Genomic DNA, 25,489 nt, shown 5'->3' on the forward strand with positions numbered 1-25,489 from the left:
TTGTCGGCGCCCGGCCGTAGACTTCATGCGTGGCAGGACGGATCAACGACGACGACGTGAAGGCGGTACGGGACGCGGTCCCGATCGACGCCGTGGTCTCCGACTATCTCCAGCTGCGCAACGCCGGCGGCGGAAACCTCAAGGGCCTGTGCCCCTTCCATGACGAGAAGTCCCCGTCCTTCCAGGTCAGTCCGAGCAAGGGGCTGTACCACTGCTTCGGCTGCCAGGCGGGCGGGGACACCCTCGACTTCGTCATGAAGATCGACCACCTCTCCTTCTCGGAGGCGGTCGAGCGCCTCGCCGGCCAGGCGGGCATCACCCTGCGGTACGAGGAGGGCGGCTACACCGCCGGTACCAGCGGCCGCGGCGAGCGGATCCGGCTGGTCGAGGCGCACAAGGCCGCCGCGCAGTTCTACGTGGACCAGCTGGGCGGCGCCGAGGCGGAGATCGGCCGGAAGTTCCTGGCGGAGCGGGGCTTCGACCAGGCCGCGGCCGCGCACTTCAGCGTGGGATACAGCCCGGCCGGCTGGGACCACCTGACCCGTTTCCTGCGCGGCAAGGGGTTCAGCGACAAGGAGCTGATCACCTCCGGCCTGGCCCAGGACAGCCGCAGCGGGAAGCCGATCGACCGGTTCCGGGGGCGGCTGATGTGGCCGATCCGGGACATCAGCGGCGAGGTCGTCGGCTTCGGCGCGCGCAAACTGCGCGACGACGACAACGGCCCCAAGTACCTGAACACCCCCGAGACGGCGATCTACAAGAAGTCCCAGGTGCTGTACGGCATCGACCTGGCCAAGAAGGAGATCGCCAAGACCTCGCGGGCCGTCGTGGTGGAGGGCTACACCGATGTGATGGCCTGCCACCTGGCCGGGGTCACCACCGCGATCGCGACCTGTGGCACGGCCTTCGGCGGGGACCACATCAAGATCCTGCGCCGGCTGTTGATGGACAACGCCACGGCCGAGGTGATCTTCACCTTCGACGGGGACGCGGCGGGCCAGAAGGCCGCGCTGCGCGCCTTCGAGGACGACCAGAAGTTCGCCGCCGAGACCTCGATCGCGATCACCCCGGGCGGGATGGACCCCTGCGACCTGCGGCTCGCGCAGGGCGACGCCGCCGTGTCGGGGCTGGTGGAGTCGCGGACCCCGCTGTTCGAGTTCGCACTGCGGCACATCGTGTCCCGGCACAACCTGGAGAACCCGGCGGGCCGGGCGGCCGCGCTGGACGAGGCGGCCCCCGTCGTCGCCCACATCAAGAACATCGCGATCCAGCACGAGTCGGCGGTCCAGCTGGCGGGGATGCTGGGCATCCGCGACGAACAGTTCGTGGTCAAGCGGGTCGCGCAGCTCGCCCGCTGGGCGCGCGAGCGGGGGGGCCAGCCGCAGCACGGTGGCCGCGGCCGGGCCTACGAGGCCTCCCCGGCCCCCGCCCCGGCGGCGGGCGGCCCGGCGCTGAACCTGCGCAGCCCCGCGCACCGCACGGAACGCGAGCTGCTCAAGCTGGCCCTGCAGAGACCTGCCCTGGTCTCCCCCGCCTTCGACGCCTACGGGCTCGACGAGTTCACCGCCCCGCCCTACGCGGCGGTCCGCCAGGCCATCCAGGACGCCGGCGGCGCCTCCCTGGGCACGGAGGACTACCTGGCGCGGGTCCGTGAGGCCGCGCCCAACGACACCGTGCGCGCGCTGGTCACGGAACTCGCGGTCGAAGCCATCCACGCGAAGACGGTGGACGAGGTCTACGCCGGGGTCCAGCTGGTGCAGGTGCGGCTGCGCGCCGTGGACCGCCGGGTGCACGAGATCCAGGGCACGCTCTCGCGCCTGGGGGCGCAGGCTCCGCCGGAGCAGCTGGCGGCGGTCCAGGAGGAGCTGTGGGTCCTCCAGCAGTACGGGCAGCGGCTGCGCAACCGCGGGGCCGAAGGGCTGTGACCGCCGGCCGTCACCCCGCCCGGCCCGGGACGAGCCAGTCCCCGCCCGGGATCTCGGTCCCGGAGCGGGCGAGCGAGCGGGCCAGCGGTGCGGCGGCCAGGTACACCCAGGCCAGGACCGGGGTGCCGTCGGGGCGCAGGGCCTCGCGCGCGACCCGGTCGTAGACGTTGCCCGGGCGGCCCGGCCCGCGGTACTCCTCCAGCATGTCGAGCGCGACCAGCAGCTCGGCGTAGGCCTCGGGCGCGGGGGTGATCAGCTCGCCGTGTATCCCGGGGCCGGGACGCGCGACGGCGTACGGGTACCCCGGGCCCTCGTACAGCGCGGCGTCCGGCAGCAGGGCCGGTTCCTCGGCCGCCGTACGGCCCCGCAGGAACAGGTCGTGGTTGACCTCGCCGGGCCGCAGGGTCCCGTACACGAAGAACGGCAGTGCGGCCGCGGCGGTTACCGGCCGGTCGAGCGGTGTCACGAGGCCCTCCCAGAACTCTGCCGCGACGGCGCCGGTCGCTCCGCCCGCGCGGGGCCTCAACCGTACGCACCCCCCGCCGCCCGGCGTAAGCCCGCGCCACGTTCCGCCCCCGCGTCCCGCACCGCGCCGGGCGCGCGGCACCCGGCCGGTACGGGCCGCGCCCGTGCGGTACGGGCCAAGCCCGGCCGGTACGGGGCCCGCCCGTGCGGGGCAGGCAAGGGCAGACCTGGACCGGCAAGGGCCGACCCGCCGGTGGGACAACGCCCGCGCAGTACGTACCGCGCCAGGCGGGTACGGGGCATGCCCCGTGCGGTAGCTGCCACGCCCGTGCGGAACGGGGCGCCGCCCGTGTGGGGCAGGCCCGGGCCGACCTGGACGGGCACAGGCTGAACCGTCGGTCAGGGCAACGCCCGCGCAGCATGTGCCGCACCCCTCTGTACGAGCCGAGCCCGGTCGGTAGGGGGCACGCCCGCCGGCCAGCGCCAGGCCGGGCGTGCCGCACCCGGCCGGTGCAGGCACGGGCCGACTGGATGGGCACGGACCGACCCGTCGGTGGGGCAACGCCCGCGCTGTATGTGCCGCGCCCGGCCGGTACGGGCCCCGCCGGCGGGGTACCCGCGCGCCCCCGCGTACGCGCCACACCGGGCCGGTACGGGCCACACCCACGAGGTACGGGCCACACCCACGAGGTGCGGGCCACGCCCAGCCACCAGTCGGTACGGGCCACGCCCGCGCCGGGCCACGCCCAGCCGGTACGGGCCACGCCCAGCCGGTGTGTGTCGCGCCCGCGCGGTACCTCCTGCGGCCCTGCGTACGGGCCACGCCGCGCGCGGAACGGGCCACGCCCGGCCGGAGCGGGCACGGCGCGGGTCGGCCCGGATCGGCACGGCCCCGGCCCCGACCCCGGCAGAGCCGGCGGCAGCGGCCCGGCGTTCGTGTCACCCGGACGGGCAGGGTCCCCCGGACGGCTCAAGCGGGCCCGTGTGAGCTGCGGGAACACCGGCCCGCAGGGCGGACCTGACGCCGCATCAGGAGGCGGGGGGCGGGTCGGCCGGGTTATCTCGGGAACACGACCCCGCGTTCCCAGGAGCCCCCATGCGCCGCCGCACCGCACACGTGCTGACCGCCACCGCGCTGACCGCCGTCGCCTTCGCCGGCCCGGTCGCGGGCGCGGTCGCCGCCGCGGAACTCGGCATGCCCGGCTTCGCGCCGGGCGACTTCGCCCCGCTGGAGGTATGGCCGAAGTCCGCCTCCCCGGGCGTGACCGTGACGGTGAACACCAGCGCCTGTGGCCCCTCCGGCCACGCCGAGGGTGATGCCACCACCGTCGGCGGGGGCCGCTTCAAGCTGCTGCCGGGCACCCGCAAGGAGGTGGTCACGGGGCAGTTCCAGGTCGCCCGCGACCTCCGCCCCGGCACCTACGACATCGGCGCGACCTGCGCGAACGGCAAGTTCGCCACCGGCGACCTGGTCGTCACCGACCGTGGCCCGCAAGGCCACGTACGGACCGGGGTCGGTGGTGGCACGACCACCACCACCGACCCCGCCAAGATCACGGCGGGAGCGGTCGTGCTGACCGCGGTCGCCGTCGGCGGTACCTGGCTCCTGCGTCGCCGGGCGAGCGGCACGCGGAGCTGACGGACCCCCGCGGCCGTGGCCGCGGTCCGAGCGGTACCGTCCCCCGTCGCCCGCCCCGCGAGGTCCCCCCGTTCGCGGGGCCGGGCGACGGCCAGCCATACGCACGGGAAGCGAGCACGAGGGGGCAGGCATGGTGGGCACCTCCGGCGTCGCCGGCCGCGGCGGGCTCCTGGCCCTCGCCGCCTGCGTGGGCATCTGGCTCGTCGGCAGCGGCTCGGGGGAGAGCGTCGGGCCTCCGCTGCCCTCCCCCGCCGAGGCGCTGAGCGCGCTCAGCGGTCAGGCCTCGTACGCCGGGAGCATCGCCCCGCTGACCGGCTCCCCGCCCACCCGGATCCGGATCCCGTCGATCCGCGTCGACGCCCCGCTCACCGGGCTGGGACTGCAGGCCGACGGCAGCCTCGAAGTCCCGCCGCCCGCCCGGCGCGACCTCGCGGGCTGGTACCGCGAGGGCACCACACCCGGCGCCACCGGCACCGCCCTCATCGCGGGCCACGTCGACAACGCCGCCGGCCCGGCCGTCTTCTACCACCTGGGCGCGCTGCGCCGCGGGGCCACGATCGAGGTGGCGCGCGCGGACGGACGTACGGCCGTGTTCACCGTCCACGCCGTCGAGGTGTACGACGCCAAGGCCTTTCCGGACTCCCGGGTGTACGGGCCCTCGCCGCGCGCCGAGCTCCGGGTGATCACCTGCGGGGGCGCGTTCTCACCCCGCACCGGGTACGAGGGCAACGTCGTCGTCTTCGCCCACCTGACGGGCACGTACTAGACCCCCGTCCGGGCGGTCTTGCCGGGCCCGGGCCCGGCGGGGCGGGTACGCCTCAGCCCCACTGCTCGATGCCGAGTTTGACCACCAGCGCCCCGACCACGGTCAGCAGCACCGTCCGGACGAACGCGGTGCCCTTGGTGAGCGCCATACGGGCCCCGATCATGCCCCCGGCCAGGTTGAAGGCCGCCATCAGCGCGGCCAGTTGCCACAGCACCATCCCCTGGTACGCGAACATCGCGAGCGCCCCGGCGTTCGTGCAGCAGTTGACGATCTTGGCGGTGGCGGAGGCGGTCACCAGGTCGAGGTGGAGCAGCGCGGTGAGGGCGAGGACCAGGAAGGTGCCGGTGCCGGGCCCGATGAGTCCGTCGTAGAAGCCGATGCCGAGCCCGGCCAGACCGATGGCGAGCAGCACGCGCCGGCGGCTGACGGGCGCGGTGGACGCGGCCGCGCCGAACCCGGGCTTGAAGATCACCACCACGGCCACGACGACCAGCACCGCCATGATCAGCGGGCGCATGGCGTCCTTGCTGATCCCTCCGGCCAGCGCGGCGCCGCCCATCGAACCGGCGAGCGCGGCGAGGCCGATACGGACGGCGAGCTTCACGTCCACCGGCGCCTTGCGGACGTACGTCACGGCCGCTCCGGTGGTGCCGACGATGGCCACCGCCTTGTTGGTGCCGAGGACGGCGGCGGGCGGCGTGTGGGGCAGACCGAGCAGCAGGGCGGGCAGGAGCAGCAGTCCGCCGCCCCCGACCACCGCGTCGATCCAGCCGGCCGCCGCTGCGGCCACGCACAGCACGATGATCATCGTGATTGATATGTCAGGCACGCCTCCGACCCTATGGAGCGGTTGGCTGCGATGGCCACGGATGCCCGGAAACTTGCGCAAAGGTTGAGGTTCGAAAGCCTCACGGGCCTGCCCGCTCCGTGCTGAGGTGCGCGTTCCGTCCGGGTAACAGCGGCGATGCGGCGGGGAAACAGCGGCCCCGCACGCTCGTTCCATGACTTCGGATCAGCGTGTGGTGGTGATCGGCGGCGGCCTGGCGGGCCTGCGCTGCGCGGCGCGGCTGACCGCCGGGGGTGCCGCGGCCGTCACGGTGCTCGGCGAGGAGCCGCACGCCCCGTACAACCGCGTGCTGCTGGCCGAGATCCTCGCCGGCCGGTACGCCCCCGAGGTGATCGCGCTCCCGGAACCCGGTCCGGCGCTGCGCCGGGGCGTGCGCGCGGTCCGCGTCGACCGCGCCGAGCGGGCGGTGCACTGCGACGACGGGGCGGTGCTCGGGTACGACACCCTCGTCCTGGCCACCGGCTCCAACCCGGTCCTCCCGCCGCTGCGCGGCCTGTTCGAGCCGGACGGCCGGGAACTCCCCGAGGGGGTGCACGCGTTCCGCACCATGGATGACTGCCTGGCCCTCTCGGCGGCCGTACGCCCCGGCCTGCGCGCCGTGGTGATCGGCGGCGGTCTCCTCGGTGTCTCGGCGGCCCGCGCCCTCGCCGCCCGGGGCGCCCAGATAGTGCTCGCGCAGCAGGCCGAGCGATTGATGGAACGACAGCTGGACGCGGCCGCCTCGGCGCTGCTGGGAGCCCACCTCACGGCCCTCGGCATCGAGATCCACACCGAGTGCCGGGTGCGCGGCCTGACGAAGGCCGCGGCCCCCCGCCCCGGTGCCGGAACCCGGGTCACCGGCGTCGAACTCGCCGACGGCTACCGGCTCGACGCCGAACTCGTGGTGCTCGCCTGCGGGGTGCGCCCGCGCACCGGACTGGCGCGGGCCGCCGGTCTGGAGGTGCGGGGCGGCATCGTCGTGGACGACCGGCTGCGCACCAGCGACCCCCGCATCCACGCCATCGGCGACTGCGCCGAGCACGACGGCCGGGTCTACGGACTGGCCGGGGCGGCGTTGGAGCAGGCGGACGCCCTGGCGGCCGCCCTGACCGACACCGGCGGTCCCCTCGGCACCTATACCGGCACCCGCGCGCTGACCCGGCTCACCCTCACCCCCGGCGACGGCGCCGGCAACGGTGACGGCGGCTCCCCCGGCGGCGGTGCGCCCCTGGACCTCGCCGCCTTCGGGGAGCCGACCCCGCTGCCCGGCGACGACGTCATCCGCCTCGCCGACGCCACCCGCCGGACCTACCGGCAGGTCGTCGTACGCGGCGACCGCCTGGTCGGCGGGGTCCTCCTCGGCGAACTGTCCACCGTGGGCGCCCTCGCCCGCTCCTGGGAGGACGGGGAAGCGCTGACCGACTTCTCGCACCTGCTCACCGACGACGGAGGCTCCTGATCATGGCCGCAGTCCCGCCCACCCCCGCACCCGCCCCCGCCCTCGTGCTCGTCGGCCACGGCATGGTCGGCCAGCGCTACCTGGAGGCGCTCGCCGAGCGCGGGGTCACCGCCACGCACCGGGTCACCGTCCTGTGCGAGGAGCCCCGGCCGGCCTACGACCGGGTCCACCTGACCTCCTACTTCTCCGGCAGCACCCCCGAGGACCTGTCGCTCACCCCCGACGGGTTCATGGCCCGGCACGGGATAGACCTGCACCTCGGCGACCCCGCCGAGAGCATCGACCGCGACGCCCGCACCGTCACCTCCCGCTCCGGGCGGGTCTTCCCGTACGACGTCCTCGTCCTGGCGACCGGCAGCTACCCCTTCGTGCCGCCCGTGCCCGGCAAGGACGCCCCCGGCTGCTTCGTGTACCGCACCATCGAGGACCTCCTCGCCATCGAGGCGTACGGGAAGGGCCGCAGCAGCGGGGCCGTCGTCGGCGGCGGACTCCTCGGACTGGAGGCCGCGGGCGCCCTGCAAGGCCTGGGGCTGGCCACCAGGGTCGTGGAGTTCGCCCCGCGCCTGATGCCCGTGCAGGTCGACGACGGGGGCGGCGCCGCACTGCTGCGGACCATCGAGGCCATGGGCCTGAGCGTCCACACCGGCGTCGGCACCCAGGAGGTCCTCACCGGCGAGGACGGCTCGGTGAGCGGGATGCGCCTTTCCGACGGCTCGACCGTCCCGGCCGACCTGGTCGTCTTCTCCGCCGGCGTCCGCCCCCGGGACCAGCTGGCCCGCGACGCCGGTCTCGCGGTCGGCGAGCGCGGCGGGATCGCCGTCGACGCCCGCTGCCGCACCTCCGACCCCGCCGTGTACGCCATCGGCGAATGCGCGATGGCCGTCGACGGCCGCGTCTACGGCCTGGTCGCCCCCGGCTACGACATGGCCGAGACGGCCGCCGACGACCTGCTCGGCCGTGAGCGGGAGTTCACCGGGGCCGACCTGTCCACCAAGCTCAAGCTGCTCGGTGTGGACGTGGCCTCCTTCGGCGACGCCCACGGAGCCACCCCCGACTGCCTCGACGTCGTCTACTCCGACTCCCGCTCCGGCGTCTACAAGAAGCTGGTCGTCTCTCCCGACGGCGTACTGCTCGGCGGGGTCCTCGTCGGTGACGCCGACGCCTACGGGCTGCTGCGCCCGCTCACCGGCAGCGTTCCGCCGGTCCTGCCCGAGCAGCTGGTGCTGCCGGCCGGCATCGGGCCGGCCGCGCAGCTCGGCCCGTCCGCGCTGCCCGACACGGCGGTGATCTGCTCCTGCCACAACGTCACCAAGAAGGAGATCACCGCCTTCACCTCCCTGCCCGAGGTCAAGAAGTGCACCAAGGCCGGCACCGGCTGCGGCGGCTGCCTCAAGGTGATCGGGCAGCTGCTGCCCGCCGCCGCCGACAAGGGGCTGTGCGGCTGCTTCCCGTACACCCGCGCCGAGCTGTACGAGATCGTCCGCACCCGCCGCCTGACCTCCTACCGGGAGATCCTCGACGGCCACGGCCGCGAGGAGGCCCGCGGCGGCGAGGGCTGCGAGGTCTGCAAGCCCGCCGTCGCCTCGATCATCGCCTCGCTCGCCGCGACGCTCGGCGCGAGCGGATACGTCCTGGACGGGGAGCAGGCGGCCCTCCAGGACACCAACGACCACTTCCTGGCGAACATGCAGCGCAACGGCTCGTACTCGGTCGTCCCCCGTATCCCGGGCGGGGAGATCACCCCCGACAAGCTCATCGTGATCGGCGAGGTGGCCCGCGACTTCGGCCTCTACACGAAGATCACCGGTGGGCAGCGGATCGACCTGTTCGGGGCCGCGGTCGACCAGCTCCCGCGGATCTGGGCGCGGCTGGTGGACGCCGGTTTCGAGTCCGGGCACGCCTACGGGAAGGCACTGCGCACGGTGAAGTCCTGCGTGGGCCAGACCTGGTGCCGCTACGGGGTGCAGGACAGCGTGCGCATGGCCATCGACCTGGAGCTGCGCTACCGGGGCCTGCGCGCCCCGCACAAGGTGAAGTCGGCGGTGTCCGGCTGCACCCGCGAGTGCGCGGAGGCGCAGAGCAAGGACTTCGGCGTCATCGCCACGGCGAACGGCTGGAACCTCTACGTCGGCGGCAACGGCGGGGCCAGCCCGCGTCACGCCGATCTGCTGGCCCAGGACCTCTCGGACGCCGAACTGGTCCGTCTCATCGACCGGTTCCTCATGTTCTACATCCGCACCGCCGACCGGCTGGAGCGGACCTCGACCTGGCTGGAGCGGCTGGAGGGCGGGCTGGACCACCTGCGGGACGTGATCGTGCACGACTCGCTCGGCCTGTGCGCCGAGCTGGAGTCGCTGATGGCCGACCACGTCGCCCACTACCGGGACGAGTGGGCCGAGACCCTCCGGGACCCCGAGCGGCTGCGCCGGTTCGTGTCCTTCGTCAACGCCCCCGGCGCCCCGGACCCCAGTGTGCGGTTCGTGCCGGAACGCGACCAGGTCAAGCCCGACCTGACCGTACTGACCCTTGAGCCCGTGGGAGGCGACCGGTGACCATCGAGCTGGAAGTGAACGGCGGCTGGGTGACGGTGTGCGAACTGTCGGAGCTGACCCCGGGGCGCGGGGTCGCGGCCCTGTTGCCCGACGGGAGCCAGGCCGCGGTGTTCCTGGACCGCGGGGGACGCCCGTACGCCATCGGCAACCGGGACCCCTTCACCGGCGCGCAGGTGCTCGCCCGGGGGCTGGTGGGTGCGGTGACGGGACGCCCCTTCGTGGCCTCGCCGCTGCTCAAGCAGCGGTTCGACCTGGAGTCGGGGCGCTGCCTGGACGACGAGGAGGTGGCGGTCCGGACCTATCCGGTGCGGACCTATCCGGTGCGGACCGCCGTGCCCTCGCCCGTATAGGGCCGCCGGGGGGGGGACTACTGGGCCTGGATCGCCGCCGGGTCCATCCACATGATCTCCCAGGTGTGGCCGTCGAGGTCCTCGAAGGCCCGCCCGTACATGAAGCCGTGGTCCTGTGCGGCGCGGGGCTCGGTGCCGCCCGCGCCGACGGCCGCGTCGACCAGCGCGTCCACCGCCTGGCGGCTCTCGGCGCTCAGGCACAGCAGGGCCTCGGTGGTGGTGGAGGTGTCCGCGATGGCCTTGTGGGTGAAGTCCTTGAACCGGGCCTCGGTCAGCAGCATCGCGTAGATGGTGTCGCTGATGACCAGGGAGGCGCCGTTCTCGTCGCTGAACTGGGCGTTGAAGGAGTAGCCGAGCTTGCCCCAGAAGGCCTTGCTCGCCTCCAGGTCCTTGACGGGCAGGTTGACGAAGATCATGGTGGCGGACATCTCGGTCCCTCTTCTCTCGCGGGGGTGCGTTTTCTCTCGCCGTGGTGCGTTCGAAGGGGTAGACCGGGCGGCCCCGGAAAACTCATCGCCCGGGGGAAAGGATTTTCCGGCCCTTCCCCCGGGCGCCCGTCCTCCTACGGTGCGGGCCGCCACCGCCGTCAGGACGCCACCGCACCGCCCTTGAGCAGCGCCGCCCCCAGCGGGGTCACCGTGTGCAGCACGGCGTTGCCCCGGCGCAGGGTCGTCACCAGGCCCGCCTCCCGCATCACGCAGGCGTGCTGGCTCGCGGAGGCGAGCGACACCCCCGCCCGGCGGGCCAGTTCGCTGGTGGTGGCTCCGTCGCCGATGGCCCGCAGCACCACCGAGCGGGTGTGCCCCACGAGCTTGCCCAGGGTCCGCTGGCGCTGCTCCTCCGCCGGGCGGGCGGCCTCCCCCTGGGCGGGGGCCGAGGCGAGCTGCGCCGCCGCCGGGTAGACCAGGACCGGCGGGAGCTCCGGGTCGTGCAGGGTGACGGCCGTGCGGCGGCAGAAGAAGGACGGCTGGAGCAGCAGCCCGCGCCCCCGCAGCCGCACGTCCCGGTCCACGGGGTAGTCGCACTCCAGGACCGGCGCCCGCCAGCGCAGCATCGGCGGCAGCGACGCGAGCAGCTCGTCCGCGCCGCCGTCCAGCAGCGCGCGGCCCCGGGCCGCCCGCTCAGCCTCGATCTGGGCCTGTATGTGGGTCCAGTAGGGCTCCACGGCCACGCGGTGGTACGCGCGCAGCTCGCCCAGCAGCCTCGGCATGTGCTTGGGCGCGTCGTCTATGAACTCCCGCAGCCGGCGCGGGACGAGGGTGTCGCCCGCGCCGCTCGCGCCCGGCGGCATGCCGAAGGCCGCGCCCATACGCGCTCCCGCGCCCATCAGCGACAGCTCGCGCCGTATCCGCTCGGGGCGCAGGCCGCGCAGCGCGTCGAGGCCGACGTCCCACCCGTACTGCCCCTCCACGGGTGTCAGGAAATCGGGGAAATAGCCGCGCCCCGGTATCAGCGCACCCAGCAGTCTTGTTTCACTATTCAACCGGCTCCGGGTTTCCGTACGCCATTCACCGAACAACCGGGCATCACGCCGGTCCCTTAAACGGTGAAAGCTGAGAATCGTTTCCCACAACGCATCGGGACGTCCTGCCATCCGTACGCGTGCGAGGTCCACTCCCGTGAAATGGATACGAAGCACCGAACCCCCACCTGTGCAACCGCAATCCCCCCGCCCCATGAGTATGCACGCCGTCACACGTGGTCACCACGCCCTTTCAGCCACAGTTGAAACCCCTTTCGGCAGGAGCGTGACAACCGAAATCCTGTACTCCGCCAGGCACACTCCAGTGCGACCGAAACGCTCCGTGAAGGCCGTGGGGGGCTTTGCGGGGCCTGGCGGTCGGTCGCACCGGGAAGCGCCGACGTGCCTGGCGATAGGCGGCAGGCGGTGGACGGGTGGGGATCCGTCCACCGCCTGGTGCCGTAAAGGCGACTTGGTTGAATACGGGCCTTAAACGCAAAGCAGGCTGCGCCCGCTTCCGGGGGTCAGGGAAACCGGAAGCAGGGCGCAGCCTCAGGAACCGGTGCCGCCCGGCCGGGTTCGTGCCCGGCCGAGCCGCGCCGGAACCCGGCACGGGGGGGCTCAGCGGCTGTCGGAGCCCTTCGACTCGGCGGCCGCGCGGCCGGCCTCCAGACGCGCCACCGGAATCCGGAACGGCGAGCAGGAGACGTAGTCGAGACCGACCTCGTGGAAGAAGTGCACCGACTCGGGGTCGCCGCCGTGCTCGCCGCAGACGCCGAGCTTGAGGTCGGGACGGGTGGCCCGGCCGGCCTCGACCGCGCTGCGGACCAGCGAGCCGACACCGTCCTTGTCGATGGTCTCGAAGGGCGAGACACCGAAGATGCCCTTCTCCAGGTACGCGGTGAAGAAGCTGGCCTCGACGTCGTCGCGGGAGAAGCCCCACACCGTCTGGGTCAGGTCGTTCGTACCGAAGGAGAAGAACTGCGCGGCCTCGGCGATCTGGCCGGCGGTCAGCGCGGCGCGCGGCAGCTCGATCATCGTGCCGATGGTCAGCTTGAGGCTGGTGCCGGTGGCGGCCTCGACCTCGGCGATGACCAGGTCGGCCTCGTCGCGGACGATCTCCAGCTCCTGGACGGTGCCCACGAGCGGGATCATGATCTCGGCGCGCGGGTCGCCCTTGGCGTTCTTGCGCTCGGCCGCGGCCTCGGCGATCGCCCGGACCTGCATGGCGAACAGACCGGGGATGACCAGGCCGAGGCGGACGCCGCGCAGACCCAGCATCGGGTTCTGCTCGTGCAGCTTGTGCACGGCCTGGAGCAGGCGCAGGTCGTTCTCGTTGGCGTCCTTGCGGGACTCGGCGAGGGCGACGCGCACCGACAGCTCGGTGATGTCGGGCAGGAACTCGTGCAGCGGCGGGTCGAGCAGGCGGACGGTGACGGGCAGCCCGTCCATCGCCTCGAACAGCTCGACGAAGTCCTTCTTCTGCAGCGGGAGGAGGGCACTGAGTGCCGATTCGCGCTCGTCGTCGGTGTCGGCCAGGATCAGGCGCTCGACCATCTCGCGGCGCTCACCGAGGAACATGTGCTCGGTGCGGCACAGGCCGATGCCCTGGGCGCCGAAACGGCGGGCGCGCGAGGCGTCCTCGGCGTTGTCGGCGTTGGCGCGCACCCGCAGCCGGCGGACGCGGTCCGCGTACGCCATGATCCGGTGCACGGCGGCGACCAGCTCGTCGGCGTCGTCGGCCCCGGCGTGCATGCGGCCCTCGAAGTACTCGACCACGGGGGACGGTACGACGGGTACCTCGCCGAGGTAGACCTTGCCGGTGGAGCCGTCGATGGAGACGACGTCGCCCTCTTCGACGACCGTCCCGCCGACCGTCATGCGGCGGCGCTTGGTGTCGACTTCGAGGTCCTCGGCGCCGCAGACGCAGGTCTTGCCCATGCCGCGGGCGACGACGGCGGCGTGCGAGGTCTTGCCGCCGCGGGAGGTCAGGATGCCCTCAGCGGCGATCATGCCGTCCAGGTCGTCCGGGTTGGTCTCGCGGCGGATCAGGATGACCTTCTCGCCGGAACGGGACCACTTGACGGCCGTGTACGAGTCGAAGACGGCCTTGCCGACCGCCGCGCCCGGGGAGGCGGCGATGCCGCGGCCGAGCATGGTGGTCTTGGCGGACTCGTCGAAGCGCGGGAACATCAGCTGCGCCAGCTGGGCGCCGTTGACGCGCTGGAGGGCCTCGGCCTCGTCGATCAGGCCCTGGTCGACGAGCTGGGTGGCGATGCGGAAGGCGGCGCCGGCGGTGCGCTTGCCGACACGGGTCTGGAGCATCCACAGCTGACCGCGCTCGATCGTGAACTCGATGTCGCAGAGGTCCTTGTAGTGGGTCTCCAGCGTCTCCATGATCGTCATGAGCTGGTCGTAGGAGGCCTTGTCGATGGTCTCCAGGTCCGCCAGCGGGACGGTGTTGCGGATGCCCGCGACGACGTCCTCGCCCTGGGCGTTCTGCAGGTAGTCGCCGTAGACGCCCTGGTGGCCGGTGGCGGGGTCACGGGTGAAGGCGACGCCCGTGCCGGAGTCCGGGCCGAGGTTGCCGAAGACCATGGAGCAGATGTTGACGGCGGTGCCCAGGTCGCCGGGGATGCGCTCCTGGCGGCGGTAGAGCTTGGCGCGGTCGGTGTTCCAGGAGTTGAAGACCGCCTCGACGGCGAGGTCCATCTGGTCGCGGGCGTCCTGCGGGAACTCGCGGCCGGCCTCCTTCGCGACGATCTTCTTGAAGGCCTTGACCAGCTTCTTGAGGTCGGCGGCGTCGAGGTCGGTGTCGACGGTGACCTTCTTGGCGGCCTTGGCCTCGTCGAGGGCGTCCTCGAAGAGCTCGCCGTCCACGCCGAGGACGGTCTTGCCGAACATCTGGATCAGGCGGCGGTAGGAGTCCCACGCGAACCGCTCGTCGCCGGCCTGGGCGGCGAGGCCGGCCACGGACTCGTCGGAGAGGCCGATGTTGAGGACGGTGTCCATCATGCCGGGCATCGAGAACTTGGCGCCGGAGCGAACGGAGACCAGCAGCGGGTCGTCCGACTGGCCGAGCTTCTTGCCCATCTTCTCTTCGAGGGCCGCCAGGTGGGCGCTGACCTCGTCGCGCAGCGCGGCCGGGGCCTCGCCGCTTTCGAGGTAGACCTTGCAGGCCTCGGTGGTGATGGTGAAGCCGGGAGGCACCGGGAGACCAAGGTTGGTCATCTCGGCGAGGTTGGCTCCCTTGCCGCCGAGAAGGTCCTTGAGGTCGCGGTTTCCCTCGGTGAAGTCGTAGACGAACTTCTGATCTTTGTTTTCCGACACGGGTCTCGACTCCTCGAGGACTCGGGTGGCTGCCCTGACGGCCAGGAACATACCCAGATCGAAGGCGTCTGGGTATGTCCACTTAGGCGTCATGAGGCTGTAACCACCCGTGTGCCAGCCAATCGAAAGTAACCGATAAGTAATGCCGACGGGCGATGAGCGTTCACATCCCGAAGGGTGAAGGGGCTCCTGAGGCCTGTTCCCGCTCGGATGAGCGATCATCGATACATTTGCGTTCAAGTCTTGAACGAACAAAGGATGGCACCCAGTGCCACCCTTTGAAAGTCTTACCCGTGACTTAACTGCTCATCTGAGCGAAACCTCTCCCATGCGTGGCGTATATCACGCTACACCGAGGGCGATTTGTCGGCTGCTGTCAGCCTCCGGAGGTGTCCAGCTCAGCGTCCTCGCTGATGCCGGCGCAGTCGTACGGATCCTTCAACCAGCCCTCGGGCAGGACAACCCGGTTGTTTCCGGACGTCCGGCCGCGCGGGCCGTCCGCGCTGTCCGGCCAGGGCTGGTCCAGGTCCAGCTCGCTCAGATGAGCGTCCAGTTCGGCGAGGGAAGAGGTCACCGCCAGCTTCTGGCGCATCTCGGATCCCACGGAGAATCCCTTGAGGTACCAGGCCACGTGCTTACGGAAGTCGATCACCCCGCGCGCCTCGTCGCCGATCCACTCCCCCAGCAGCTGGGCGTGCCGGTGCATGGTGGCCGCCACCTCGCGCAGCGTCGGCTTGTGGAAGTCCTCGGGACGCCCCTCGAAGGCCGCGACCAGGTCATTGAACAGCCACGGCCGCCCCAGGCAGCCGCGCCCCACGACCACTCCGTCACAGCCGGTCTCGCGGACCATGCGCAGCGCGTCCTCGGCGCACCAGATGTCGCCGTTGCCGAGCACCGGGATCTCCGGCACGTGCTCCTTGAGGCGCGCGATGGCGTCCCAGTCGGCGGTGCCGCCGTAGTGCTGGGCGGTGGTGCGCCCGTGCAGGGCGATGGCGGTGGCGCCCTCCTCGACGGCGATCCGGCCGGCGTCGAGGTAGGTGAGGTGCTCGTCGTTGATGCCCTTGCGCATCTTCATCGTGACGGGCAGGTCGCCGGCGCCGGCCACGGCCTCGCGCAGGATCGCGCGCAGCAGGTTCCTCTTGTAGGGCAGGGCGGAGCCGCCGCCCTTGCGGGTGACCTTGGGGACCGGGCAGCCGAAGTTGAGGTCGATGTGGTCGGCGCGGTCCTCTTCGACGATCATGCGGACCGCCTTGCCGACCGTCGTGGGGTCGACTCCGTACAGCTGGATCGAGCGGGGCTTCTCGGTCTCGTCGAAGTGGATCAGCTGCATGGTCTTCTCGTTGCGCTCGACCAGGGCGCGCGTCGTGATCATCTCGCTGACGAACAGCCCCTTGCCGCCGCTGAACTCGCGGCACAGGGTGCGGAACGGGGCGTTGGTGATACCGGCCATGGGTGCGAGCACCACCGGGGGCTGCACGGTGTGCGGGCCGATCGCGAGGGGCGGGGGGAGCGTGGTCATCCCCCCATTGTCGCCCAGCCTGGCACCGTCCCGCAGTTCATTAGTTAGGCGTACTATCGGAGTCATGCGAACCCTGAGCCCCAGGCGACGCAGCCTCGTGCTGGCGATCTGCTGCATGAGCCTGCTGATCGTGAGCCTGGACACCACCGTTCTGAACGTCGCCCTCCCCTCCATGCGTCGGGAGTTGCACGCCTCGGTGGCCGGCATGCAGTGGACGATCGACGCCTACACGCTGGTCCTGGCCTCGCTCCTGATGCTGGCGGGGTCCACGGGAGACCGGATCGGACGCCGGAAGGTGTTCAGCACCGGCCTCGTCGTCTTCACGGCGGGCTCCGTGCTGTGTTCGCTGGCACCGAGCCTGGAGTGGCTGATCGCGTTCCGGATGATCCAGGCGGTGGGTGGCTCGATGCTCAACCCGGTGGCCATGTCGATCATCACCAACACGTTCACGGACCCCAAGGAGCGCGCCCGCGCCATCGGCGTCTGGGGCGGGGTCGTCGGCATCTCGATGGCCGCCGGTCCGCTGGTCGGCGGCCTGCTGGTGGACTCCGTCGGCTGGCGGTCCATCTTCTGGCTCAACCTCCCCGTCGGGCTGGCCGCCCTCGCCCTGACCCTGCGCTACGTCCCCGAGTCTCGGGCCGACCACCCGCGCCGCCCGGACCCGGTGGGACAGCTGCTGGTCGTGGCGCTGCTCGGGTCGGTGACGTACGGGATCATCGAGGCGCCGTCGGCCGGCTGGAGTTCGCCGGCCGTGCTCGGCTGCGCGGCGCTCGCGGTGGCGGCCCTGGCGGGGCTGCTGACGTACGAGCCTCGGCGGCCGGAGCCGCTGATCGACCCGCGGTTCTTCCGCAGCGCGCCGTTCAGCGGGGCGACGGTGATCGCGGTGAGCGCCTTCGCCTCGCTGTCGGGGTTCCTGTTCCTGAACACCCTCTACCTCCAGGAGGTACGGGGTCTGGACGCGCTGCACGCCGGGCTGTACATGCTGCCGATGGCGGCTCCGGCCTTCCTGTGCGCGCCGCTGTCGGGGCGGCTGGTCGGCGCGGTGGGGCCGCGGTTGCCGCTGGTGATCGCGGGGGTGGCGATGGGGCTGAGCGGGCTGCTGTTCGCGGCGTTCGCGGCGGAGGGGTCGGACCCGCTGATGTTCGCCGGGTACGTGCTGTTCGGGCTCGGCTTCGGCATGGTCAACGCGCCGATCACCAATACGGCGGTGTCCGGGATGCCGCGCGCCCAGGCGGGGGTGGCGGCAGCGGTGGCGTCGACCAGCCGGCAGACCGGGGGGACGCTGGGGGTGGCGGTGATCGGCGCGGTGCTGGCGGCCGGCCTGGCGCAGGGCGTCGGCTTCGTCGCCGCGGCGCGGCCGGCCTGGTGGATCATCACGGTGTGCGGGGTCCTGGTCCTGGCGACGGGCCTCGCCACGACGGGCCACTGGGCCCGGCAAACGGCCACCCGCACGGCCGACGCCCTGAACGAGGCCGTCCTGTCGCGCAAGTAGCACCGCCGGCACCACGGCGGCCGCGACCCCGGCTCCGGCCCCGACCCCGGCCGGTGATCACGTACCGGGCCGGATCGCGCTCGCCTCGGCCGCCTGCAAGGGGCTCTCCTCCGCACCACTGCGACGGCCCGAACCGCGCCGCTGAGCGTTCCGGAACGTCCCGTCGCCCCGGGGACCGTGTCGGCCCCGGTGCTCACACGCCGCTGAGCGGCGCGATCGGGTGGCGCCACCGTCCCCGCCACCCCCTACCACGGCCCGGGCCCCCACAGCCCGTCTGATCCCAGCGGTGCGACGCGGACCGGCCCCGTCACCGCCCCGATCCCGGCCCGACAGCCCTGGGCGCGCGTTGAGCGCGCGACGCGAACTGCCCCGCCGGGGCCGCCACCATCGACCGTCACCGTCACTACGGCGACGGCCCGAGTCCCCAGCCCCGCCGAGCGGTGCGACGCGGCCCCGTCCCGCTCGCCGGGGCCGGCCCCTGCGCCGGGCGCCACGTTGCCGACAACCCCAAGCCCCGTACCGCCCGGCACCCGGTACAGGCGAAGCCCACCAGCGGCACCCGACAGCACGAGCCCGGACACCTCCCCCGGCGTCAGCCTGGGGTCCCCGTCGGCCGGTCCTTTCGCCCTCCCGCCCGAGGGGGGGCTGACCAGCGCGCCCGCCCGCCGGTCGGCGGAGCCCCGGCAGCGGCCCGCCGCCGGTCGCGCAGACCCTGGCAGCCGGACGACTCCGGCGCCCGCCCCGCAACACTGACGAGTGACAGATATTGAAATCTGTCACTCGTCATGCCATTCTCGTTCCATGACGACGAACGAGACCACACCGACGACCACCACCACGACGACCCTCGGCACCACCGGCCCTGCCGTCTTCCCGATCGGCCTCGGCTGCATGGGCATGTCCGCGCTGTACGGCGAGAGCGATCGCGCCGAGTCGATCGCCACCATCCACGCCTACCTCGACGCCGTCCCCGACGGCGTGGACGCCCTGCTCGACACCGGCGACTTCTACGGCATGGGCCACAACGAGCTGCTGATCAACGAGGCCCTGCGCAGCGCGCCCGCCGCGCTGCGAGAGCGGGCACTGACCAGCGTGAAGTTCGGCGCCCTGCGGACGGTCGAGGGCGGCTTCACCGGGGTCGACGGCCGGCCCGAGGCCGTGAAGAACTTCCTCGCCTACTCGCTCCAGCGCCTCGGGCGGGAGCACATCGACATCTACCGGATCGCCCGCCTGGACCCGGCGGTGCCGATCGAGGAGACGGTCGGCGCCATCGCCGAGGCGGTCCAGGCCGGGCACGTGCGGCACATCGGCCTTTCGGAGGTCGGCGCGGACACCCTGCGCCGGGCCGCCGCGGTCGCCCCGATCGCGGATCTCCAGATCGAGTACTCGCTGCTGTCGCGCGGCATCGAGGCCGAGATCCTGCCGACCGCTCACGAGCTCGGCATAGGCATCACCGCGTACGGGGTGCTGTCCCGAGGCCTGATCAGCGGCCATTTCAGCCGTGACCGGCAGCTGGCCCCGGGTGACTTCCGCGGCATGAGCCCCCGCTTCCAGGGCGAGAACCTCGACCGGAACCTCGATCTGGTGGAGGCGCTCCGCAAGGTGGCGCAGGAGCAGGGCGTGAGTGTCGCCCAGACCGCCATAGCCTGGGTGCTCGCGCAGGGCAGGGAGCACCAGGTCGACATCGTGCCGCTGGTGGGCGCCCGGCGCCGGGACCGGCTGGAGGAAGCACTGGGTGCCCTGGACGTGGAGCTGACCCCTGCCGATGTGGCCGCCATCGAGGCGGCGATACCCGCGGGGGCCGTGGCCGGCGAGCGTTACCCGGCGGAGCAGATGGCCCATCTGGACAGCGAGCGCTGACCTGGCGGTACGGTCGTACTCATGCCCTCCGCTGCTGCCGAACCCCTGACCCCCGAGCGCATCCTCGAAACCACCGAGGAAGTGCTGCGCCGCTTCGGCCCGACCAAGGCGACCGTGGTGGACGTGGCGCGCGCGCTGGGCGTCAGCCACGGCAGCGTGTACCGGCACTTCCCCTCGAAGGCGGCGCTGCGCGAAGCCGTTACCGACCGCTGGCTCGCCAAGAGCGTCGTACAGCTGGAGGAGATCGCCTCGGCGCCCACCGCCTCGGCGCCCTCCAAGTTGGAGGCCTGGCTGGAGGCACTCTTCGAAGCCAAGCGGCACAAGGCGGGCGACGACCCGGAGCTGTTCGCCACGTACACGGTGCTGCTGGCCGAGAGCAGCGGGGTGGTGGATCACCATCTCAGCGAGCTGATCGGACAGTTGACCCGGATCATCGCAGAGGGTGTGGCGGACGGGACGCTGGCCGCGGAGGACGTACCGGCCGCCGCCCGCGCGGTGTTCGACGCCACCGGACGCTTCCATGATCCGCAGTACGCGGCCGACTGGCTCTCGCCCACGATCATCGCGGAGTTCGAGGCGGTCACCTCGCTGGTCATCCGCGGCCTGCGGGCCTGACCAGCCCCTGGCCACGCCCCTGACTCGCCCCCGTACCACCCGGCCCGCCCGGCCCCCGGACGCCGGGGCGTAGCCGCCCACCCGCGCCCCCTGCGCCGGACTGGCTCATTCCGCACGGACTTGGTGATCATTTGGCCGGGGGGCCCTGTCGCGGGCCGCACGCCTGGCCTAGGTTCCCCCCGAACACATCATCAGGTATTTCTCAGGGGGAAGCATGTCCACTACGCAGCCACAGGTCAGCCGCCCGGCGCCACCCGCCCGGTCGGGCAGGGCTGCCGCGGTCGGCTGGATCCTGACCATCGGTCTCAACGTGGTCGCACCGATCATCACGTACAACCAGCTTCACGACCACGGCTGGAGCGAGTTCGGCGCGCTGTTGATCAGCAGCGCCTGGCCGGTACTCGACAGCGCGATCAGCGTGGCCTGGCGGCGCAAGCTCGACGAGTTCGCCATCGTCACGCTGGTGTTCATCGTCATCACGGCTGTCGTCTCGCTGGTCGGCGCGCACTCGGCCCGCGCGCTACTGATCAAGGACTCGTGCGTCACCGGGCTGTTCGGGCTGCTGTGCCTGGCGACCCTGCTCGCCCCGCGCCCGCTGATGTTCTACTTCGGCCGCAAGTTCGCCACTGACGGCACTCCCGAGAGCACCGCCTGGTGGAACGGCCTGTGGCAGTACGAGGGCTTCCGCCGGACCTTGACCGTCATGACCACCGTCTGGGGTGTGGGGTACCTGGCCGAGGCCGCGGTGCGGGTCGCCCTGACGTACGTCCTGGACACCGACACGATGGTGACCATCAGCCCGATCATGATCTACACGGTGCTCGGCCTGCTGGCCCTGTGGACCGCGCGCTACGGCAAGCGTTCGCAGGCGGAGGGCGAACGCCGCGCCGCGGAGGCGGCCGCCGCCGCCCGGGCAGCGGCCGCCTGACGGCAGCGGCAGACAAAAGACCGGTGGCCCGGTGCGCGATCCGCGCGCCGGGCCACCGGTCTTTCAGGCGGGAACTAGCAGCCGAGGAGGCGGCTGCCGAGGTAGCTCTGGATCTGGTCCAGGGAGACGCGCTCCTGCTTCATGGTGTCGCGCTCGCGCACGGTCACCGCGTTGTCGTCCAGGGTGTCGAAGTCGACGGTCACGCAGAACGGCGTGCCGATCTCGTCCTGGCGGCGGTAGCGGCGGCCGATGGCGCCCGCGTCGTCGAACTCGATGTTCCAGTTCTTGCGCAGGTCGGCGGCGAGGCCCTTGGCCTTCGGCGACAGCTGCGGGTTGCGGGACAGCGGCAGGACGGCGACCTTGATCGGAGCCAGGCGCGGGTCGAGGCGCATGACGGTGCGCTTCTCCATGACGCCCTTGGCGTTGGGGGCCTCGTCCTCGTTGTACGCGTCGAGCATGAAGGCGAGCATGGCGCGGTTGACACCGGCCGCCGGCTCGATGACGTACGGGGTGTAGCGCTCACCGGCCTCCTGGTCGAAGTAGGAGAGGTCCTGGCCGGACGCGGCGGAGTGGGCCTTGAGGTCGAAGTCCGTGCGGTTGGCCACGCCTTCGAGCTCGGAGAACTCGTTGCCACCGAAGTTGAAGCGGTACTCGATGTCGGCGGTGCGCTTCGAGTAGTGGGACAGCTTCTCCTTCGGGTGCTCGTACCAGCGGATGTTCTCCTCGCGGATGCCGAGGTCGCGGTACCAGTTCCACCGCTCCTGCATCCAGTACTCCTGCCACTGCTCGTCCTCGCCCGGCTTGACGAAGAACTCCATCTCCATCTGCTCGAACTCGCGGGTGCGGAAGATGAAGTTGCCGGGGGTGATCTCGTTGCGGAAGGACTTGCCCATCTGCGCGATGCCGAAGGGGGGCTTCTTGCGCGAGGTGGTCTGGACCTGGGCGAAGTTGGTGAAGATGCCCTGGGCGGTCTCGGGGCGCAGGTACGCCTTGGAGCCGGTGTCCTGGGTCGGGCCGAGGTGGGTCTCCAGCATGCCGGAGAACTGCTTCGGCTCGGTGAACTGGCCCTTCACACCACAGTTGGGGCAGTTGATGTCGGCGAGACCGTTGGCCGGAGGACGGCCGTGCTTGGCCTCGTACGCCTCTTCCAGGTGGTCCGCACGGTGCCGCTTGTGGCAGGAGGTGCACTCGGTGAGCGGGTCGGAGAAGGTGGCGACGTGGCCGGAGGCCTGCCACACCTCGGGGGCCAGGATGACGGAGGAGTCGAGGCCGACGATGTCCTCGCGGCCGGTGACCATGGCCTTCCACCACTGGCGCTTGATGTTTTCCTTGAGCTCGACGCCGAGCGGACCGTAGTCCCAGGCAGCCCTGGAGCCGCCGTAGATCTCACTGCACGGGAAAACGAAGCCACGGCGCTTGCTCAGGCTGACGATGGTTTCGATCTTGTCGGCGGCCACGGTGCTCTCTTCATTACGAGGACGAACGGCGAAGCCTTTAGGTTACCGGCGCCCGCACCCCCGCTATCAAATCGGGACCCCCTTCAACGGCCGTGCCAGGGCCGCCCCACCAGGGTTTTTGACAACCGTTTCCATCTTTGATGAAAATGGATGTCATGAACGTACGACGCCTCATACCGACGGCCGCCCTCGCCGGAGCCGTGGCCCTCGCCGCGACGGCCCTCACCGCCTGCTCCGGCGACAGTGCCGCGGGGGGCGGCAAGGACGGCAGACTCGGCGTGATGGCGTCGTTCTACCCGCTGCAGTACCTCGCCGAACAGATCGGCAAGGACCACGTGCAGGTCACCACCCTGACCAAGCCGGGCGTCGAACCGCACGACCTGGAGATCACCCCGAAGCAGACCGCCCGGCTCGGCGAATCCGACGTGGTGCTCTACCTCAAGACCCTCCAGCCCGCCGTCGACAAGGCGGTGGAACAGGCCGGCGTGAAGAACACCGTCGATGCCGCCGCCCTCACCAAGCTGGAGAAGCACGCCACCTCCGGCCACCAGGACCACGCGGCCGAGGGCGAAGAGGAAGGTCACGAGCACGGCGAGGCCGGCGCCGACCCCCACGTCTGGCTCGACCCGAACAAGTACGCGGAGATCGCCAAGGGCGTCGGCGCAGTCCTGGAGAAGGCCGACCCCGCCCACGCGGCCGACTACAAGAAGAACACCGACGAACTGCTGACCAGGCTGACCGCCCTGGACGCCGAGTACAAGAACGGCCTGGGCGCCACCGCCTCCAGGACCTTCATCACCACCCACGCCGCCTTCGGCTACCTCGCCGAGCGCTACGGCCTGGACCAGGAGGGCATCTCCGGCGTGGACCCCGAGTCCGAGCCCAGCCCGGCCCGGATGAAGGACCTCCAGGCCATCGCGAAGAAGGACAATGTGTCCACGGTGTTCTTCGAGAGGCTGGCCAGCGACAAGACGGCCAAGACCCTCGCCGCCGACACGGGCCTCAGGACCGACGTCCTCGACCCCCTTGAGGGGATCACCGACACGTCCCAGGGCGCCGACTACTTCGAGGTCATGCGGTCCAACCTCAAGAACCTGCAGAAGGCGCTCGGCGCCAAGTGATGACACCCGCAGCAACGGAGGCGCGAGCCATGCCCATGGAGTCCGGTACGGCCGCATCGGCGGCCGAGCAGCCCGTCATATCCCTGCGCGGGGCCACCGCCTCGCTCGGCTCGCGCCCGGTGCTGCGCGGGATCGACCTCACCGTCCGCCGCGGCGAGGTCGTCGCGCTCCTCGGCGCCAACGGCTCGGGCAAGTCCACCGCCGTCCGCGCCGTGGTCGGCCAGGTCCCGCTGAGCGACGGCACGCTGTCCCTCTTCGGCACCGACTTCAAGCGCTTCCGGCAGTGGTCGCGGATCGGCTACGTCCCCCAGCGCACCACCGCCGCCAGCGGCGTCCCCGCCACCGTCCGGGAGGTCGTCTCCTCCGGCCGGCTGGCCCGCTCCCGCTTCGGCCTCCTGCGCAAGGCCGACCGGACCGCCGTGGAGCGCGCGCTGGACCTCGTCGACATGAGCACGCACGCCGACGCCTCCGTCAACGCCCTCTCCGGCGGGCAGCACCAGCGCGTGCTCATCGCCCGGGCACTCGCCGTCGAACCCGAACTCCTGATCATGGACGAGCCCATGGCCGGGGTCGACCTGGCCAACCAGGAGGTCCTGGCCAAGGCCGTACGGCGCCAGGTGGTGGCCGGTACGACCGTCCTGCTCGTGCTGCACGAGCTGGGCCCCCTGGAGCCGCTGATCGACCGGGCCGTGGTCCTGCGCGACGGCTGCGTCGTGCACGACGGTCCGCCCCCGCAGGCCGTCGGCCAGCACGCCCTGCCCGGCCACGACCACGTACACCCCCACGCGGCGCACGACGCCGAGCCCCTGCGGACGGGACTGCTGAGCTGATGGACCTCCTCCACTACCCCTTCATGGTGCGTGCCCTGATCGCCGCCGCCCTCGTCGGCATCACCGCCCCCGCGATCGGCACGTACCTCGTCCAGCGCCGCCAGGCCGTCATGGGGGACGGCCTCGGCCACGTCGCCATGACCGGCGTCGCCCTGGGCTTCCTGCTCCACACGAGCCCGGTGTGGACGGCGACGCTCGTCGCCGTACTCGGCGCGGTCGCGATGGAGATGATCCGCTCCCGCGGCAAGACGAGCGGCGACGTCGCACTCGCGATGCTCTTCTACGGCGGCCTCGCAGGCGGCGTCATGATCATCAACATGGCTCCGGGCGGCTCCACGGCCAACCTGCTCAGCGCCATGTTCGGCTCGATCACCACCGTCTCCACCCAGGACGTGACCGCCGTCGTGATCCTGGCGGCGTTCGTCATCGCGGTGACCATCGGCCTGCGGCGGCAGCTCTTCGCCGTCTGCCAGGACGAGGAGTTCGCCCGGGTCACCGGCCTGCCGGTGCGCGCCCTGAACCTGCTGATCGCGGTCACCGCCGCGATCACCGTCACCGTCGCCATGCGCATCGTGGGCCTGCTGCTGGTCAGCGCCATGATGGTGATCCCGGTCGCCGCCGCGCAGCGCCTGACGCGCGGTTTCGCCGCCACGCTGGGCGTGGCCATCGCGATCAGCCTGACCGTGTCCCTGACCGGGACGGCGGCGACGTTCTACATCGACGTGCCCTCGGGGGCCACGATCGTGCTGCTCGCCATCGGCGTCTTCATGGCCATGACGGCCCTGTCCACCCCGCTGGCGCGGCGCCGGGCCAGGGCGGCCCGGGTGGCCGAAGAGGTCTGCACGCGCGACGACGTGAAGGTCTAGCCGGTCGGCAGCCTGGCACAATGGGGC

At 71.9% G+C, this 25,489-nt stretch carries 20 protein-coding genes; 13 read left to right on the forward strand and 7 right to left on the reverse strand.

Going from position 1 to position 25,489, the window contains the following annotated elements; translation table 11 throughout:
- Positions 1–29 precede the first annotated feature (29 nt).
- The gene (dnaG, locus tag ACIA6C_RS02935) at positions 30–1,925 is read left to right on the forward strand and encodes a DNA primase (protein ID WP_399272473.1); all 1,896 of its coding nucleotides are present in this window, start codon (positions 30–32) and stop codon (positions 1,923–1,925) included.
- Positions 1,926–1,935: 10 nt separating this feature from the next.
- On the opposite strand, the gene ACIA6C_RS02940 is transcribed toward dnaG, so the two are convergent.
- Positions 1,936–2,391 (reverse strand): gamma-glutamylcyclotransferase family protein, encoded by a 456-nt coding sequence (locus ACIA6C_RS02940; RefSeq protein ID WP_399272475.1) that lies wholly within the window; start codon positions 2,389–2,391, stop codon positions 1,936–1,938.
- A gap of 1,095 nt (positions 2,392–3,486) precedes the next feature.
- On the opposite strand from ACIA6C_RS02940, the gene ACIA6C_RS02945 reads away from it, so the two are divergent.
- Together ACIA6C_RS02945 and ACIA6C_RS02950 are read left to right on the forward strand one after the other, a co-directional pair.
- A complete protein-coding gene (locus tag ACIA6C_RS02945) occupies positions 3,487–4,029 on the forward strand; it encodes a hypothetical protein (protein ID WP_361136571.1) in 543 nt (180 codons plus the stop codon).
- A gap of 130 nt (positions 4,030–4,159) precedes the next feature.
- Complete coding sequence (locus tag ACIA6C_RS02950) at positions 4,160–4,795, forward strand: class F sortase (protein WP_399272477.1); 636 nt, start codon at positions 4,160–4,162, stop codon at positions 4,793–4,795.
- A 52-nt stretch (positions 4,796–4,847) separates the two neighbouring features.
- Here ACIA6C_RS02950 and ACIA6C_RS02955 read toward each other — a convergent pair whose 3' ends face one another.
- Positions 4,848–5,624 (reverse strand): TSUP family transporter, encoded by a 777-nt coding sequence (locus ACIA6C_RS02955; RefSeq protein WP_361136575.1) that lies wholly within the window; start codon positions 5,622–5,624, stop codon positions 4,848–4,850.
- A 172-nt stretch (positions 5,625–5,796) separates the two neighbouring features.
- On the opposite strand from ACIA6C_RS02955, the gene ACIA6C_RS02960 reads away from it, so the two are divergent.
- From ACIA6C_RS02960 to nirD, 3 genes are read left to right on the forward strand one after another with little or no spacing between them, the layout of a single operon-like run.
- Positions 5,797–7,080 (forward strand): NAD(P)/FAD-dependent oxidoreductase, encoded by a 1,284-nt coding sequence (locus tag ACIA6C_RS02960; RefSeq protein WP_399272480.1) that lies wholly within the window; start codon positions 5,797–5,799, stop codon positions 7,078–7,080.
- Positions 7,081–7,082: 2 nt separating this feature from the next.
- Positions 7,083–9,632 (forward strand): nitrite reductase large subunit NirB, encoded by a 2,550-nt coding sequence (nirB, locus tag ACIA6C_RS02965; protein ID WP_399272482.1) that lies wholly within the window; start codon positions 7,083–7,085, stop codon positions 9,630–9,632.
- Complete coding sequence (gene nirD, locus ACIA6C_RS02970; protein WP_399272484.1) at positions 9,629–9,982, forward strand: nitrite reductase small subunit NirD; 354 nt, start codon at positions 9,629–9,631, stop codon at positions 9,980–9,982. The genes nirB and nirD overlap by 4 nt, the downstream gene beginning before the upstream one ends.
- Before the next feature lie 17 nt (positions 9,983–9,999).
- Here nirD and ACIA6C_RS02975 read toward each other — a convergent pair whose 3' ends face one another.
- The 4 genes from ACIA6C_RS02975 to dusB form a co-directional block, all read right to left on the reverse strand.
- Entirely contained in the window at positions 10,000–10,410 is a 411-nt protein-coding gene (locus tag ACIA6C_RS02975; protein ID WP_366082604.1) for a VOC family protein, read from the reverse strand.
- 158 nt (positions 10,411–10,568) lie between these two features.
- The gene (locus ACIA6C_RS02980; protein WP_399272486.1) at positions 10,569–11,621 is read right to left on the reverse strand and encodes an ArsR/SmtB family transcription factor; all 1,053 of its coding nucleotides are present in this window, start codon (positions 11,619–11,621) and stop codon (positions 10,569–10,571) included.
- A 444-nt stretch (positions 11,622–12,065) separates the two neighbouring features.
- A complete protein-coding gene (ppdK, locus tag ACIA6C_RS02985; RefSeq protein WP_366082606.1) occupies positions 12,066–14,774 on the reverse strand; it encodes a pyruvate, phosphate dikinase in 2,709 nt (902 codons plus the stop codon).
- Between the two features lie 376 nt (positions 14,775–15,150).
- Complete coding sequence (gene dusB / locus ACIA6C_RS02990; RefSeq protein WP_399272489.1) at positions 15,151–16,293, reverse strand: tRNA dihydrouridine synthase DusB; 1,143 nt, start codon at positions 16,291–16,293, stop codon at positions 15,151–15,153.
- 64 nt (positions 16,294–16,357) lie between these two features.
- On the opposite strand from dusB, the gene ACIA6C_RS02995 reads away from it, so the two are divergent.
- The 4 genes from ACIA6C_RS02995 to ACIA6C_RS03010 all read left to right on the forward strand — a co-directional run bounded on the left by ACIA6C_RS02995 (position 16,358) and on the right by ACIA6C_RS03010 (position 21,188).
- Positions 16,358–17,785 (forward strand): MFS transporter, encoded by a 1,428-nt coding sequence (locus tag ACIA6C_RS02995; RefSeq protein ID WP_361136588.1) that lies wholly within the window; start codon positions 16,358–16,360, stop codon positions 17,783–17,785.
- Between the two features lie 801 nt (positions 17,786–18,586).
- On the forward strand, positions 18,587–19,645 hold the full coding sequence (locus ACIA6C_RS03000) for an aldo/keto reductase (protein WP_399272491.1): 1,059 nt from the start codon (positions 18,587–18,589) through the stop codon (positions 19,643–19,645).
- A 21-nt stretch (positions 19,646–19,666) separates the two neighbouring features.
- Positions 19,667–20,260, forward strand: coding sequence for a TetR family transcriptional regulator (locus tag ACIA6C_RS03005; RefSeq protein ID WP_361136592.1), 594 nt, complete (start codon positions 19,667–19,669; stop codon positions 20,258–20,260).
- Positions 20,261–20,474: 214 nt separating this feature from the next.
- On the forward strand, positions 20,475–21,188 hold the full coding sequence (locus ACIA6C_RS03010; protein ID WP_399272493.1) for a VC0807 family protein: 714 nt from the start codon (positions 20,475–20,477) through the stop codon (positions 21,186–21,188).
- Positions 21,189–21,262: 74 nt separating this feature from the next.
- Here ACIA6C_RS03010 and ACIA6C_RS03015 read toward each other — a convergent pair whose 3' ends face one another.
- Positions 21,263–22,645, reverse strand: coding sequence for a glycine--tRNA ligase (locus ACIA6C_RS03015; RefSeq protein WP_361136596.1), 1,383 nt, complete (start codon positions 22,643–22,645; stop codon positions 21,263–21,265).
- Between the two features lie 155 nt (positions 22,646–22,800).
- Here ACIA6C_RS03015 and ACIA6C_RS03020 point away from each other — a divergent pair, with 155 nt between their 5' ends.
- The 3 genes from ACIA6C_RS03020 to ACIA6C_RS03030 are packed head-to-tail and all read left to right on the forward strand — an operon-like array spanning position 22,801 to position 25,462.
- Positions 22,801–23,766 carry a metal ABC transporter substrate-binding protein gene (locus ACIA6C_RS03020; RefSeq protein ID WP_399272495.1) on the forward strand — a complete coding sequence of 322 codons (966 nt, stop codon included), beginning with the start codon at positions 22,801–22,803 and terminating at the stop codon, positions 23,764–23,766.
- Positions 23,767–23,801: 35 nt separating this feature from the next.
- On the forward strand, positions 23,802–24,596 hold the full coding sequence (locus ACIA6C_RS03025; RefSeq protein ID WP_399274448.1) for a metal ABC transporter ATP-binding protein: 795 nt from the start codon (positions 23,802–23,804) through the stop codon (positions 24,594–24,596).
- Positions 24,596–25,462: a metal ABC transporter permease gene (locus tag ACIA6C_RS03030; protein ID WP_399272497.1), complete on the forward strand. Its 867-nt coding sequence runs from the start codon at positions 24,596–24,598 to the stop codon at positions 25,460–25,462. Before ACIA6C_RS03025 ends, ACIA6C_RS03030 begins: the two co-directional genes overlap by 1 nt.
- The last annotated feature ends 27 nt before the right edge of the window (positions 25,463–25,489 follow it).

Origin of the sequence: Streptomyces sp. NPDC051578 (assembly GCF_044454045.1) — a bacterium.
Lineage (GTDB): Bacteria > Actinomycetota > Actinomycetes > Streptomycetales > Streptomycetaceae > Streptomyces.